This is a genomic window from Actinoplanes sp. NPDC049598 (genome assembly GCF_040675435.1).
In the GTDB taxonomy this organism is placed as follows: domain Bacteria; phylum Actinomycetota; class Actinomycetes; order Mycobacteriales; family Micromonosporaceae; genus Actinoplanes.
Genome location: NZ_JBFAOX010000045.1, coordinates 37,434 through 51,813 on the forward strand (window position 1 = coordinate 37,434; position 14,380 = coordinate 51,813).

The 14,380-nt window shown below is 70.7% G+C and carries 13 protein-coding genes; 3 read left to right on the top strand and 10 right to left on the bottom strand.

The features are described 5' to 3' along the window. Positions 1–288: 288 nt before the first annotated feature. Both AB0J66_RS47935 and AB0J66_RS47940 read right to left on the bottom strand, forming a co-directional pair. Entirely contained in the window at positions 289–1,539 is a 1,251-nt protein-coding gene (locus AB0J66_RS47935) for a HAMP domain-containing sensor histidine kinase (protein WP_364675695.1), read from the bottom strand. Next, positions 1,536–2,219, bottom strand: a complete 684-nt coding sequence (locus tag AB0J66_RS47940; RefSeq protein ID WP_364675698.1) for a response regulator transcription factor — start codon at positions 2,217–2,219, stop codon at positions 1,536–1,538. Before AB0J66_RS47940 ends, AB0J66_RS47935 begins: the two co-directional genes overlap by 4 nt. A 100-nt stretch (positions 2,220–2,319) precedes the next feature. Here AB0J66_RS47940 and AB0J66_RS47945 point away from each other — a divergent pair, with 100 nt between their 5' ends. Beyond that, positions 2,320–2,736, top strand: coding sequence for a hypothetical protein (locus AB0J66_RS47945; protein ID WP_364675700.1), 417 nt, complete (start codon positions 2,320–2,322; stop codon positions 2,734–2,736). Here the strand turns inward: AB0J66_RS47945 and AB0J66_RS47950 are convergent. The 6 genes from AB0J66_RS47950 to AB0J66_RS47975 all read right to left on the bottom strand — a co-directional run bounded on the left by AB0J66_RS47950 (position 2,733) and on the right by AB0J66_RS47975 (position 11,928). Continuing rightward, entirely contained in the window at positions 2,733–3,737 is a 1,005-nt protein-coding gene (locus AB0J66_RS47950) for a hypothetical protein (protein WP_364675703.1), read from the bottom strand. The two genes, AB0J66_RS47945 and AB0J66_RS47950, sit on opposite strands and share 4 nt — an antisense overlap. Before the next feature lie 71 nt (positions 3,738–3,808). Further along, on the bottom strand, positions 3,809–5,914 hold the full coding sequence (gene glgB / locus AB0J66_RS47955) for a 1,4-alpha-glucan branching protein GlgB (protein ID WP_364675724.1): 2,106 nt from the start codon (positions 5,912–5,914) through the stop codon (positions 3,809–3,811). Positions 5,915–5,986: 72 nt separating this feature from the next. Then, the gene (locus AB0J66_RS47960) at positions 5,987–7,297 is read right to left on the bottom strand and encodes a maltokinase (RefSeq protein ID WP_364675704.1); all 1,311 of its coding nucleotides are present in this window, start codon (positions 7,295–7,297) and stop codon (positions 5,987–5,989) included. Continuing rightward, complete coding sequence (gene treS, locus AB0J66_RS47965) at positions 7,294–9,057, bottom strand: maltose alpha-D-glucosyltransferase (protein ID WP_364675706.1); 1,764 nt, start codon at positions 9,055–9,057, stop codon at positions 7,294–7,296. The genes AB0J66_RS47960 and treS overlap by 4 nt, the downstream gene beginning before the upstream one ends. 40 nt (positions 9,058–9,097) lie before the next feature. After that, the gene (locus AB0J66_RS47970; protein ID WP_364675708.1) at positions 9,098–11,065 is read right to left on the bottom strand and encodes an alpha-1,4-glucan--maltose-1-phosphate maltosyltransferase; all 1,968 of its coding nucleotides are present in this window, start codon (positions 11,063–11,065) and stop codon (positions 9,098–9,100) included. Positions 11,066–11,193: 128 nt separating this feature from the next. Continuing rightward, positions 11,194–11,928 carry a fused MFS/spermidine synthase gene (locus tag AB0J66_RS47975; RefSeq protein WP_364675710.1) on the bottom strand — a complete coding sequence of 245 codons (735 nt, stop codon included), beginning with the start codon at positions 11,926–11,928 and terminating at the stop codon, positions 11,194–11,196. A 128-nt stretch (positions 11,929–12,056) separates the two neighbouring features. Between AB0J66_RS47975 and AB0J66_RS47980 the strand changes: the two genes are divergently transcribed. After that, complete coding sequence (locus AB0J66_RS47980; RefSeq protein WP_364675712.1) at positions 12,057–12,632, top strand: hypothetical protein; 576 nt, start codon at positions 12,057–12,059, stop codon at positions 12,630–12,632. A gap of 44 nt (positions 12,633–12,676) precedes the next feature. Here the strand turns inward: AB0J66_RS47980 and AB0J66_RS47985 are convergent, their stop codons facing one another. Next, complete coding sequence (locus AB0J66_RS47985; protein WP_364675715.1) at positions 12,677–13,138, bottom strand: PPOX class F420-dependent oxidoreductase; 462 nt, start codon at positions 13,136–13,138, stop codon at positions 12,677–12,679. Further along, positions 13,138–13,932: a polyphosphate--glucose phosphotransferase gene (gene ppgK, locus AB0J66_RS47990; RefSeq protein ID WP_364675717.1), complete on the bottom strand. Its 795-nt coding sequence runs from the start codon at positions 13,930–13,932 to the stop codon at positions 13,138–13,140. The genes AB0J66_RS47985 and ppgK overlap by 1 nt, the downstream gene beginning before the upstream one ends. 215 nt (positions 13,933–14,147) lie before the next feature. On the opposite strand from ppgK, the gene AB0J66_RS47995 reads away from it, so the two are divergent. Next, positions 14,148–14,380: sigma factor (locus tag AB0J66_RS47995; RefSeq protein WP_364675719.1), on the top strand; the 233-nt coding region annotated here is incomplete at its 3' end.

Genomic DNA, 14,380 nt, shown 5'->3' on the forward strand with positions numbered 1-14,380 from the left:
GGGCCGACCCTCGCGCGGGTGGGCTTCATGGGCCGGGCTTCCGGCGCGGACGGGCCGTCCACCAGGCCGGGCTTGCGGGGGACTTACCCCTTCACGAGGCACCCCGGGGCGGCCGACGTGGGCGGGTCGGTCGCGGCTCGCGCAACGAGAACGCCGGTCAGCCGGAGGGGCAGCGAGGGTGAGGTGCGCGGTGGTGCCGCCGCCGGATCGGTCGGAGCTGGGGCGGCGAGGGCGAGGTAGGCGGTGGTGCCGCCGCCGGGTCAAGGGTGGGGCGGCGAGGAGCGCTGGTCAGGCGGGGGCGCCGGCGAGGGTGAGTTGCACGGTGGCGCCGCCGCCGGGGCGGGTGGCGATGGTGAAGTCGGTGGCCGTCTGGCGGGCGATGTCGAGACCCAGGCCGGTGGAGCCGATCGCGGAGACGCCGCGCCGGGCCACCTCGGGGGTGAAGCCGGGGCCCTCGTCGGCGACCGTCAGCTGAGCTCCGCCCGGGGTGGCGGTCAGCCGCACCTCGAACGCGGTGCCGTCCGGGGTGTGGGCGAAGACGTTGCCGAGCAGCGCGTCCAGCGCCGCCCCGAGCTCGTCGGCGGCCACGGCGACCGGGAGGGGGCCCGGCGGCAGGTCCCGGGTCAGCGTGCGGCCGGTGTCCTCGGCCAGCACGGCCCAGAAGGCCACCCGGTCGCGGACCACCGCCGCGGCGTCGCAGGTGGCCGGGCCGGTGGTCTCGTCGCGGCGGCGGGCCTGCTGGATGAGGGCCGTCACGGCGCGGGCGACCTCGTCGGTGGCGGCCGAGACGCGGGCCGCCTCTTCCGGGTCGCGCAGGGACTCCGTCTCCAGGCGGAGCGCGGTCAGCGGGGTGCGGACCCGGTGGGACAGGTCGGCGATGCGTTCGCGTTCGGTGTTGAGCAGGACCTGGATGCGGTCGGCCAGGTGGTTGAGGGCGCCGGCCACCTCGCGGAGCTCGGCCGGGCCGGACGGGCTGGCCCGGACGGTCAGCTCGGCCCGGGCCAGTCGATGCGAGACGGCGGACAACTCGGTGATCGGGGCCGTGATGGCCCGGGCCAGCCGGTCGGCCACCAGCAGGCTTAGCAGCACCAGGACGAGCCCGAGACCGGTCAGGGTCAGCCAGGCCCGCCCGACACCGCGCCGGAGATCGTCCTCGTCGACCATCGTGCGGACGACCGTGGTGCCGGCCGCGCTGACCACCGGGACCACTATCTCGCGGCCGTCGTCGACCGCCACGGTGAGCGCCTCGCCGCGGGCCGCGGCCAGCCGGACGGCGGGGGAGCGGTCAGCCTCGGCCCCGAGCACGCCGCCGTCGGGCAGGAAGACCGACACGGGCACCGGCTGGGCGGTCACGGCGAGCCGGGTCGCGTCCCGGTCGCCCGAGCCGGCCAGCGGCACCACGGTCCGCAGCACGTCGTCGGCCCGGCTCATCGCCCTGTCCTCGGCGACCTGCCGGACGAGCAGGGCCAGCGGCACCAGGAAGGCGAGCAGCACCAGCACCGTGGTCGCCCCGACCAGCAGCGTCAGCCGGGCTCTCACGCCGGCTCGCTCAGCTTGACGCCCACGCCGCGCACGGTGTGCAGGTAGCGCGGCTCCTGCGCGGTCTCGCCGAGTTTGCGGCGTAGCCACGACAGGTGCACGTCCACGGTCTTGTCGGCCCCGCCGTACGGCACCTGCCACACCTCGGTCAGCAGCTCGCGTTTGGTGACCACCTGACCGGCCCGCAGGGCCAGATGATGCAGTAGGTCGAACTCGCGCGGCGTGAGCTCGACCGCCGTGCCGTCCAGGGTCACCTCGCGGGCCGACGCGTCGATGCGCAGACCACCCACGGCCAGCGCCGCCGGCGCGCCCGCGGTGGTGGCGGCCCGGCGCAGCACGGCCCGGACCCGCGCGTCCAGCTGGGCGGCGGTGAACGGCTTGACCACGTAGTCGTCGGCCCCGGCGTCGAGCAGGCGGACCATCTCGCGTTCCTCGTCGCGGGCGGTCGCCACGATCACCGGCACCGGGCTGATGGCCCGCAGCATGCGCAGCAGCTCCCGCCCGTCGAGGTCGGGCAGGCCCAGGTCGAGCACGATTAGGTCGGGCTTGTCGGCCAGCGCCGCCTGCAGACCGGCCATCGCGGTGGGCGAGGCCGCCACCGCGTGCCCGCGCTCGCGCAGGGCGCGCAGCAGGGTGGACCGGATCGCCGGGTCGTCCTCGATGAGCAGGAGTCTCGCCACGGCTGCACGGTATCCGCCCACCCTGACAAAACGCGGTTCTTAACCGTCCCTTAGCGTGGCCCGGCGCCAGGCTTAGCCCGGCGCCGGGCATAGTGCGGAGATGCGCTTCCTGGATCGGCCCGCCCTGATCGTCGCCGGCTGGACCGCCGCGGCGATCCTGGCCGTGCTCGTCGGCGTGGTCGGCATCGGCCTGGTCGGCTCCGGCCTCACCTCGGACCGCGCCGCCACCGTGCTCGACGAGGACGACGTGGTGCGGGCCCTCGGCTCGGCGCCCACCCCGAGCTCCGGCTCGACCAGGAGCGCGGCGCCCGCCACGGGTGGTCAGACCTTCACCACCCGCGGCGGTACGGTCGTCGCCGACTGCGCCGGCATCATCTCGATGGCCCCGGCGCAGGGCTTCACCGTCCACGACCAGGATGCCCGGGAGGGCGAGTTCCGCCACGGCCGCGACCGCATAGAGGTCGAAGTGCGCTGCGAGAACGGCACCCCCCGGCTGGACGTGACGAACGACGACTAAGGCTGGACGACGATCGGCGCCTTATTGTTGCCGGGTTTGGTCTCGGTTCGTACGCCGCTCGCCTCGACGACGCCGTCGGTGCCCGGCGACGACTTGATCTTCAGGGGCACGCTGTGCCGGGCGATCCCCTGGCCGGAGTTGACGGTGGGGAAGAAGCCCTCGTAGACGCAGCGGACCCGCGCCGACTCGGGCTGCTGCTCGTGATCCGTACCCTCGGTCCAGCAGGACTCGGCGGGCAGGATCGCCGTGCCGCTCGGCGCGGTGATCAGAACGGTCGGCCCCGAGCCGTCGGACGGCCCGTTGTTGTACACCTCGAAGGCCAGGTCGACGGTGTCCCCGGCCTTACCCCGCACCGGGGGAACGGTGACGGCGACGTCACCGCCGTTGGGCGCGGACCAGACCGAGAACTGCGCGGCGGAGTTCGACCCGTCGATCTCGTCGTGCGGGCGGGGCGGCACCGTCGTGAGCGCTTCCTTGAAGGACGGGCCGTCACCGGGCGTGCCGGTGGGATCCGGCGCGGAGGCGACGGAGAAGAACCCGGCATGCTCCTCCGGCCCGGCCAGGTTGCGCCCGAACCGCACGTTGAACAGCGACTTGTCGGACACCGGGTCGTAGAGGGCCAGTTCGGTGTCGGGCCCGAGGTCCAAGGGCACCAGGCAGGTCACCTCGGTCGGGCCGTAGACGAAACCGCCCTGCTCGCGGGCGTTCGGGTACCAGTTCACGTACGTGCAGTCGCGGTAGCGCTCCACGAAGGTCGCCCCGTACGGCACCGTGACCGTGATGCTGAAATCGGACACCGTGGTCTCGCCACGGTTGTGGACGCCGGCGTAGAGCGGCCGGACGTCGCGGGGACCCACGCGGGTGCCCCGGGTGTTGAGGTCGTCGGCCTCGACGACCAGATCGGTGGTGGGTTCGGCGGCGTTGGCGGTGGGTGCGACCAGCAGGACTCCGGTTAGTGCGAGGAGTCCCACCAGAGCCGCCCCCGTGGACTTTCGGCTCATGGATCACTCTCCGTTGACGAACTTGCGCTGAGCGCCGAATGCTAGCCCAGTCCGTCAACGGAGAGTGATCATCAGGCCTCGTGCCGGAGCCAGACCGCGCCCAGCGGCGGGACGCGCAGCGACACCGAGTGGTCGAAGCCGTGCCAGGGCAGGTCGTCGGTGTGGACCTCACCGAGGTTGCCGACGCCCGAGCCCCCGTACAGCTCGCTGTCGGTGTTGATCGCCTCTTCCCAGCGGCCCTGCCGGGGCAGGCCGATGCGGTAGCCCTCCTGCGGGACCGCCGAGAAGTTGACCACGCAGGCCAGGGCGTCGCCGTTGGGGGCGAAGCGGACGAACGAGAACGTGTTGTGCTGCGAGTCCTCGCTGGTGATCCAGCGGAAGCCGCTGGGCTCGGTGTCCTGCGTCCAGATGGCCGGGGTGTCCTTGTAGACCCGGTTCAGATCCTTGACCAGGCTCTTGATGCCGCCGTACTGCGGGTCATCGAGCAGCTGCCAGTCGAGGCCGCGCTCCTCGCTCCACTCGCGCAGGTCGCCCATCTCGGCGCCCATGAAGATGAGCTGCTTGCCGGTGAAGGCCCACATGAAACCGAGCAGGGCGCGCGTGTTGGCCAGTTTCTGCCACAGGTCGCCGGGCATCTTGCCGGTCAGCGAGCCCTTGCCGTGCACGACCTCGTCGTGGCTGATCGGCAGGATGTAGTTCTCGCTCCACGCGTAGACCGTCGCGAAGGTCATCTGGTGGTGGTGCCACTGCCGGTAGATCGGCTCCTTCTCCATGTAGGACAAGGTGTCGTTCATCCAGCCCATGTTCCACTTGAAGCCGAAGCCGAGACCGCCCAGGTGGGTCGGGCGGGTGACGCCGGGCCAGGCCGTCGACTCCTCGGCCACGGTGATCACGCCGGGGTTGTTCTTGTAGACGGTCGCGTTCATCTCCTGCAGGAAGCTGATCGCGTCGAGGTTCTCCCGGCCGCCGTACTGGTTGGGCGTCCACTCGCCGTCCTTGCGCGAGTAGTCCAGGTAGAGCATCGAGGCGACCGCGTCCACCCGCAGGCCGTCGGCGTGGAACTCCTCGCACCAGTAGAGCGCGTTGGCCACGAGGAAGTTGCGGACCTCCTTGCGGCCGAAATCGAAGACGTACGTACCCCAGTCGGGGTGCTCGCCGCGCCGCCAGTCACCGTGCTCGTAGAGCGGGGTGCCGTCGAAGCGGGCCAGGGCCCACTCGTCCTTGGGGAAGTGCGCCGGCACCCAGTCGAGGATGACGCCGATGCCGGCCTGGTGCAGCTTGTCGACCAGGAACCGGAACTCGTCGGGGTTGCCGAAGCGCGAGGTCGGCGCGAAGTAGCCGGTGACCTGGTAGCCCCAGGAGCCGCCGAACGGGTGCTCCATCACCGGCATGAGCTCGACGTGCGTGAAGCCCATCTCGACGACGTACGCCGTCAGCTCGTCGGCGAGCTCCGTGTACGACAGACCCGGCCGCCAGGAGCCCAGGTGGACCTCGTACACGCTGGCGGGCTCCTGATGCCAGGTCTTCGCCGCCCGCGCGGTCATCCACTCCTCGTCGTTCCACTCGTACGACGAGGAGTAGACGACCGAGGCGGTCGCCGGCGGCACCTCGGTGTGCTGAGCCAGCGGGTCGGCGTGCTCGCGCCACACCCCGTCGCGGCCGAGGATGCGGAACTTGTACTTGCTGCCGACGGCCACGTCCGGCACGTAGATCTCCCAGACGCCGCTGCTGCCCAGCGAGCGCATCGGCCAGCCGTCGTACGGGCCCCAGCCCACGCAGTCGCCGATCAGCTGCACGCCGCGCGCCGACGGCGCCCACACCGCGAAGCCGACGCCGGTGCCCTTCGGCTGCGCGCCGAGCACCTTCCACAGCTTCTCGTGCCGGCCCTCGCCGATCAGGTGCAGGTCGAGCTCGCCCAGGGTCGGCAGGTGGCGGTACGGGTCGTCGACCGTCTCACCGTCGACGTCCAGGCGGTAGTCGAGCACCGTGCCGGGCAGCTCGACGGCGAACACGCCATCCGGGTGCACCTTGACCATCTCGGTGCGCTCGCCGTCGACGACCACGGCGACCGCCTTGGCCCCCTTGCGCAGCGTGCGGATCACGGTGTTGCCGCCGCCGGGGTGGGCGCCGAGCGTCCCGTGCGGGTCGTGGGTGTCGCCGGCCACCACGCTGTTCAGGGCGCGCTGGTCGGCGGCGAGCGAGGAGGAGACGGTCTGGCCGGTCACGAGTTGCTCCTTAGAAAGAAAAGATCAGCCGACGAGGCGCGCGATGGACCGCAGGGGGATCCGCAGCCATCCGGGCCGGTGCCGGGCCTCGTACGCGGCCTCGTAGACCGCCTTGTCCAGTTCGTAGGCCGCCAGCAGCGACCCCAGCGAGCGCGGGTCGACGCCGGAGGCGTTGGCGTAGCCGTCGCAGAACGCGGCCCGGTTCCGGTCGATCCACTCGCGGGCCCGGGCGGCCAGCGGCTCGTCGTCGTCCTGGTCGACCAGCAGCTGGTAGGCCGCGTACTCGTACGAGCGCAGCACTCCCGCGACGTCGCGCAGCGGCGAGTCGGGCAGCCGGCGCTCGTCGAGCGGCGCCCCCGGCTCGCCCTCGAAGTCGATCAGCAGCCAGCCCTCGGGCACCCGCAGCACCTGGCCGAGGTGCAGGTCGCCGTGCACGCGCTGGACCTCGACCTGCTCACCGGTGAGCCGGCGGAACTGCTCCTCGATGGCCGGCACGTACTGCTGGATCTCGGAGACCGAGTTGGCCGCGGTGCGCAGCCGGGCCAGCACGGCGTCGACCGGGAACGGCGACGGTCCGGAGCCGAGCTCGCGCGCCAGGTCGGCGTGGACCGAGGCCACGGCCTCGCCCAGCCGGTACGACTCGCCCTGGAAGTCGCCGCCCACCTCGTCGGCGCCGTAGTCGGAGTCGGCGAACAGGTCCCGCGCCGACGCGGTGGCCATCGCCCAGCCCTCGGCGCTGTTGGCCGCGTACTGCGTCACCATGCCCAGCGGGCTGGGCTCGCCGCTCTCGGTCGTCTGGAACGAGCCGAGCAGCTTGGCCACGTGCGCGTTGCCGACCCGGCCGAGGACCCGGTTGAGCTCGATGTCGGGGTTGATCCCGGCCGAGACCCGGCGGAACACCTTGAGGATAGCGTCCTGCTCGAAGATGACGCTGGTGTTGCTCTGCTCGGCGTCGAAGACCCGCGGCCACGAGTCGACCGGGAACTCGGCGCCCGGCTCGGGCTCGAAGATGACGTCGCCCTTGGTGCCGCCCTCGGCGATCAGCGCGAGCAGCTGGCGGGCCTTGTTCGGGTCGTAGAGGGCGTCGTAACCGGTCCGGTCGCCGGCCGTGCCGATCGTGGCGACCTCGCTGTACTCGACGATCGGGCCGGAGTCCCAGGCGACCAGCACCTGGTACCGCTCCGAGCTGCCGTCGGTGTACTCCACGTCGATCAGGACCAGGTCGAGGTCGTCGGTGAGCGCCGTCGAGGACGCCTCCTTGACCGAGGACAGGGTGCGCGACTTACCGGCGTACCACCTTTGCTGCGGCAGCCACTCGGCGAAAGGCAACGTCATTGCTTCTCCTCGGACCCGCACAGCTGGAACCAGTAGAAGCCGTGCCCGGGGAGCGTCAGCAGGTACGGCAGCTGGCCGATGCGCGGGAAGTTCACGTGCCCGGTCAGTTCCACGGGGGTGTACCCGTTCCAGTGCTGCAGGTTCAGCTCGATCGGTTGCGGGAAGCGCGACAGGTTGTTCACGCACAGGACGACGTCGTCGCCGTCCTCGCGCAGGTACGCCAGCACCGACGGGTTCGATCCGCCCAACTCGCGGAACGTGCCGACGGCGAACGCTTCGTGGCGGCGTCGCACCGCCAGCATCGTACGCGTCCAGTTCAGCAACGACGTGGAACTGTCCCGCTGCGCCTCGACATTGACCGCCTGGTACCCGTACACCGGGTCCTGGTTGGCCGGCAGGTAGAGCCGGCCCGGGTTGGCCGTCGAGAAGCCGGCGTTGCGGTCGGGGGTCCACTGCATCGGCGTACGGACGCCGTCGCGGTCACCGAGCCAGATGTTGTCACCCATGCCGATCTCGTCGCCGTAGTACAGCACCGGCGAGCCGGGCAGCGACAGCAGCAGCGCGGTGAACAGCTCCATCTGGTTGCGGTCGTTCTCCAGCAGGGGAGCGAGCCGCCGCCGGATGCCGACGTTGGCCTTCATCCGCGGGTCCTTGGCGTACTCGCCGTACATGTAGTCGCGTTCCTCGTCGGTGACCATCTCGAGGGTGAGCTCGTCGTGGTTCCGCAGGAAGATGCCCCACTGGCAGTTGTCCGGGATGGCCGGCGTCTGGGCCAGGATCTCCGAGATCGGGAAGCGCGACTCCCGGCGGACGGCCATGAAGATCCGCGGCATCAGCGGGAAGTGGAACGCCATGTGGCACTCGTCGCCGCCGGTCTTCGGGTCGCCGAAGTACTCGACCACGTCGGCCGGCCACTGGTTGGCCTCGGCCAGCAGCACCCGGCCCGGGAACTCGTCGTCGATCACCTTGCGGCAGTGCTTGAGGAACGCGTGGGTCTCGGGCAGGTTCTCGCCGTTGGTGCCCTCACGCTCGTACAGGTAGGGGACCGCGTCCAGCCGGAAGCCGTCGATGCCCAGGTCGAGCCAGAAGCGCAGGACGTCGAGCATCGCCTCCTGCACGGCCGGGTTGTCGTAGTTCAGGTCGGGCTGGTGGGAGAAGAACCGGTGCCAGAAGAACTGCCGCCGCACCGGGTCGAACGTCCAGTTGGACTCCTCGGTGTCGACGAAGATGACCCGGGCGTCGGAGTACTTGTCGCTGGTGTCGCTCCAGACGTAGAAGTCGCCGTACGGCCCGTCGGGGTCGCGCCGGGACTCCTGGAACCACAGGTGCTGGTCGCTGGTGTGGTTCATGACCAGGTCGGTGATGACGCGGATGCCGCGCTTGTGGGCCGCCTCGAGCAGGGCCACGAAGTCCTCGACCGTGCCGAACTCGGGCAGGACCTTGTAGAAGTCGCTGATGTCGTAGCCGCCGTCACGCAGCGGCGACTGGTAGAACGGCGGCAGCCACAGGCAGTCCACGCCCAGCCACTGCAGATAGTCGAGGCGCTCGATCAGGCCGCGCAGGTCGCCCGAGCCGTCCGCGCTCGAGTCGTAGAACGCCCGGACCAGGACCTCGTAGAAGACGGCGCGCTGGAACCACGTCCGGTCGGCCGGCAGGGCCCGGGCGTGCCCGAAGTCCTCCGCGTTCGGGTGCTCGACCACGCCGCCCTCGACGTGGCTGCCTTCAGTCGGATCGAGATCGACATCGTTGTTCTGGTCCATCAGGTTCCCCACCTACCCACCCGCAGGTACTTGAATCTTGTTACTGCGCCGGTTGTACGACGAAGACGTGCGCCGGCTCCACGTACGGATCGATGCGTACCGCGTTGTGCTGGCCCCATTCGTACGTCGCGCCGGTGATCTGGTCGACGACCGTGAACTTCTCGTGCCACTCGCGGCCGAGGGCCGGCATGTCGAGCACGGTGTTGCCCCACTGCACGTTCGCCGAGTCGAACGAGACCACGACCAGAACGGTGTTGCCCGTGTCGGGGTCACGCTTGGAGAAGCAGAGCAGGTTGCTGTTGTCGATCTCGTGGAAGCGCAGGTTGCGCAGCCAGTGCAGGGCCGGGTTCTCGGCGCGGATCTGGTTGAGCCGGCCGATGTAGGGCGCCAGCGAGCGGCCCGAGCGCTCGGCCGCGGCCCAGTCCCGCGGCTTGAGCTCGAACTTCTCGTTGTCGATGTACTCCTCGGCGCCGGGCCGGGCCACGTGCTCGAAGAGCTCGAAGCCGGAGTACATGCCCCAGGACGGGGTGAGCATGCTGGCCAGCACCGCCCGGATCTTGAACATCGGCGGGCCGCCGTGCTGCAGCGACTCGTGCAGGATGTCCGGGGTGTTGGGCCAGAAGTTGGGCCGCATCCAGTCCAGCGTGGTGAGCAGCTGCTCCATGTACTGGCGCATCTCCCAGGCCGTGGTGCGCCAGGTGAAGTACGTGTACGACTGGGTGAAGCCGATCTTGCCGAGGCCGTTCATCATGGCCGGCCGGGTGAACGCCTCGGCCAGGAACAGCACGTCCGGGTCGGACTCCTTGACCTTGGCGATCAGCCACTGCCAGAAGTTGAGCGCCTTGGTGTGCGGGTTGTCGACCCGGAAGATCTTGATGCCGTTGTTCACCCAGTGCATGACCACGCGGTAGACCTCGTCGCGCAGGCCCTTGTAGTCGTTGTCCCAGTTCAGCGGGTAGATGTCCTGGTACTTCTTGGGCGGGTTCTCGGCGAAGGCGATGGTGCCGTCGGCCCGGGTGGTGAAGAACTCGGGGTGCTCGCGCACCCACGGGTGGTCGGGGGCGGCCTGCAGCGCCAGGTCCATGGCGACTTCCATGCCGTGCTCGTGGGCCACGCCGATGAAGCGGCGGAAGTCCTCGAGGGTGCCCAGCTGCGGGTGGATCGCGTCGTGGCCGCCCTCGTCGGAGCCGATCGCCCAGGGCGAGCCGACGTCCTCGGGCCGGGCCACCAGGGTGTTGTTGCGGCCCTTACGGTTGATCTTGCCGATCGGGTGGATCGGCGGCAGGTAGAGCACGTCGAAGCCGAGCGCGGCCACGGCCGGGATCCGCTCGGCGGCGGTGGCGAACGTGCCGTGCTTGATCGGGGTCGCCTCGGGGCCGATCTCGGCGCCCTCGGAGCGCGGGAAGAACTCGTACCACGACGAGTAGAGGGCGCGCTTGCGGTCGACCCAGATCGCGTACGACCGGGTGGTGGTGACGAGCTGGCGCACCGGGTTGTGCCAGAGCAGCTCCTCCAGGTCCAGCGCGGGGGAGACCCGGGCGAACAGCGAGCGCTGCTCGTCGCGCAGGGCCGCCGCCGCCTCCCGGACGCGCTCCTCGTCGTGGCCCGGCACGATCTTGGCGGCCAGGTCGAGGACCTCGGCCCCCTCGTAGATGTCGTTGGCCAGGTCCTCCAGGCCCTGCCCGGCGCCGATCTTCTTCACCACGGCGTCGCGCCACGTCCGGTACGGGTCGTCGAACGCCTCCACCGTGAACGTCCACCGGCCGACCCGGTCGGGGCGAATGGTGGCGTGCCACTGGTCGAGACCCGGCTCGCCGGGGCGCATGCGGGTGAACGGCTCGGTCTCGCCGTCGGGACCACGCCATACCACGTTCACCCCGAGCGTGTGGTGTCCTTCGCGATAGGACACCGCGGAGACCGGCACGAGCTCGCCGACAACCGCTTTCGCCGGGTAGCGGCCACAGGACACCGAGGGCGTGACGTCCTCGATGGGGAAACGACCGGTCATGATCTCCACCGTAGTCAGAAGGGCGCGGGCGGGTTCGGCGAAACGAGACCGCCGTCAGGGCATACTTCTCCGCTGTGGAGGCGCCGCAAACGGTCACCAGCCGATGCGCCCAACCTACCGGAGGCGGATCACGCGAGTTCATCCAGGCGAGGTCTCGCGCCCCCGATGAATTCCGCCAAATCGGTTCCGCGAACGGTCCTCTCATGCTTACCGACTTTGATCATCGGGACGTTACCGGCGAGCAAAATCAAATTTCCCGCCCGTCGTCCTTTGACCACCGCCGCGTCGCCGTAGAGAGCGACGACGTCGCCGAACACCTCCCGGACGGTTGCGGCCTGCACCCGTGAGTGCGCCAGCGGTGGCACGTCGGTCAGGTTCATCGCCAGCAGGCCGTCGCTGGTCAGGGCCCGGCGCGCGGCGGCCGCGAACCCCGTCGACCCCACGCTCGCCGGCGCCCACGCCCCCTCGAACACGTCCACGATGATCAAGTCGTAGCCCCGGCGCCTCTCCACCTCGTCGCGGGCGTCACCGACGGTCACCTCGATCTGCTCCGGGAACGGCAGGAACCGCGACACCAGCGTGACCAGTCCGGCATCCCGCTCCACGACATGCTGCACGGCGTCGGGCCGGCGGTGGTGCAGCAGGCGGGCCAGCGTCAGCGCCCCACCACCCAGATGCAAGACCCTTGGCGGTACGCGCCGGAGCACGCGCCCCATCTGCTGGAAGTACGGAAACTCGAGATGCCCGGGATCGCCGAGATCCACGTATGACTGCGCGATGCCGTCGACGAGCAGGGTCCAGCCCTGCGGACGGGCCGGATCGGGCCGCAACTCGGCCGTCCCGTGGTCGATCGCCGCGTGCACGGGAGTGCGTTGGTTGCCGGCCGGTCCCACTCCGGTCACCCTACTCAGACCGCCCCCTTCCGTCGCCGAGGAGTACCCCGTGACGCCGCACCGCCCCGGTGCAGCGCCCTAACGGAGGAGTACCCCACGTGGCCGGACCGTCTGTCGAGCTGTCGCCCGTCATCGCGGCCAGCACGCACTGGCTCGCGCGGGCCTACCCCGCCGGTAGCCCCGACACCATCGCCCACACCCTGTCCGAGCTGCAGGCCCGGCAGGCCACGACGGTCGCCGCCTGGCTGCGCTACCCCACCGAGGTGGACGCGGCCCTGGTCGCGATCGCCGGCCCCGGCGGCTCGGCGGTGCTGGACTGGCGCGTGGGCAGCGAGCCCGAGGACGAAGAGGCCGAGGAAGAGGGCTGGCGCACCTGGGTCGACGAGGTCGTGGTGAGCTGGGCCGCCTGCCTGCTGGCCGACCCGGCGCTGGCCCGCCGGGCCGTGGACGCGGTCGCCGCGGCCGTCCCGCTGGCCGACGACCGGCCGCTGCCGTTCCCGCGCCGCGCCGGGGGCACGCCGAACGAGTTCCGCCGGCTGCTCGAGCCCGACCAGCGCGACCGCGACGCCGCGGTGCTGCTGCGCCACCCGGACCTGCTCGAGCCGATCGCCGAGATGCACCGCGACACCCTGCTCTACCTGCTGGGTGCCGAACAAACGACGCAAGCGGCCTGAACTGATCGAGCCCGCGCCCCTCTCCCGGGGCGCGGGCTCTGTTTCTAGGCCAGGCGGGCCGGGAAGCCGCCCGTGGCGATCGGGCCCCACCGGTCGATCGTGATCCGGATGAGTGATTTGCCCTGGTCACGCATGGCTTGGCGGTACTCGTCCCAGTTCGGGTGCTCGCCGGAGATCACGCGGAAATACTCGACCAGCGGCTCCACCGACTCCGGCAGGTCGAGGACCTCGGCGGTCCCGTCCACCTGCACCCACGGCCCGTTCCACTCGTCGGACTCCACCAGCACCGACACCAGCGGATTGCGGCGCAGGTTGTAGACCTTGGCCCGCTCCGGGTACGTCGAGATGACGATGCGCCCCTCGGTGTCGACCCCGCACGTGTTGGGCGAGGCCTGCGGCCGCCCGTCACGCCGGGTCGTCATCAGGATCGCCTTGTGCCGCGGCCGCAGGAACTCCAGCAGCTCCTCCCGGCCGACCTCGGTGTTGGTGGCGATCGTGCGCGCCATCAGCCCGCCACCTTCGCCCCGGCCTCGTGCGGCGTCACCCCGTCGGGGGCGGCCGCCTCGGCGTCGGTCTCGGCGGTCACGGCCGCCCCGATGATGCCCGCGTTGTTGAGCAGCGTGGCCGGGACCATGGGCGTACGGATGTCGATCAGCGGCAGGAACCGGTCGGCCTTCTTGCTGACCCCGCCGCCGATGATGAACAGCCGCGGCGACAGCAGCATCTCGACGTGCCGCAGGTAGTTGCCGACCCGGCCGGCCCATTTCTCCCAGCTCAGATCCTCCGACTCACGGGCGCGGTCCGAGGCCCGGGACTCCGCGTCGTGCCCGTCGAGCTCGAGGTGGCCGAACTCGGTGTTCGGGATCAGCGTGCCGTCGAGGAACAGGGCGCTGCCGATCCCCGTACCGAAGGTCAGCATCATGACCAGGCCCGCCTGGTCCTTGCCGGCGCCGAAGGCGACCTCGGCCGCACCCGCCGCGTCGGCGTCGTTGAGCACGCTGACCGGCACGCCCAGCCGGTCGCTGAACAGCTGGGCGGCGGGCGCGTCGAGCCAGGACTTGTCCACGTTCGCCGCGGTGCGGGTGACGCCGTCGACGACCACGCCCGGGAAGGTGATCCCGACCCGGTCGAACCCGTCGAACTGGGCCGCCACCTGCGCCACCGCCTCGACCACGCTGGTCACGTCGGAAGGCTGCGGTGTGGGCACGCGGAACCGCTCCGCGAGCAGCTCGCCCCGGACGGTGTCGACCGGCGCGCCCTTGACCCCGGAGCCGCCGATGTCGATGCCGAGAATGGCCATCCCTGTTTCCCGTCTGGAGACTTGTCGTGTTGCCCGTTGTTTACCACGGGGGACCGACATTAAATCCCCGGGCCGTACGTGAGTGACAAGCTCTTGTCGCGCGTCACTCATCCTTTCGGCTAGGCAGCACCCCCCACATCGGTTAGCGTGGAGTAACTGAACGGTCGCCGCTAGCGGGCACGGCTCTCTGCCCGTTGTGATGGAGGACCACCCCGATGACCCTGTCGTACGCCGATCAGGCACCCGAGACAACAGCCGCCGCCGCCATGCTGGACGCCCTCTCGGCGCTCCCCGCCGGCGACCCGAGCCGCCCGCAGGCCCGCAACCGGGCCATCGAGGCCTGGCTGCCGCTGGCCCGTCACCTCGCCAACCGCTACTCCGGCCGCGGCGAGCCCACCGACGACCTGGTGCAGACGGCCAACGTCGGCCTCATCAAGGCCATCGACAA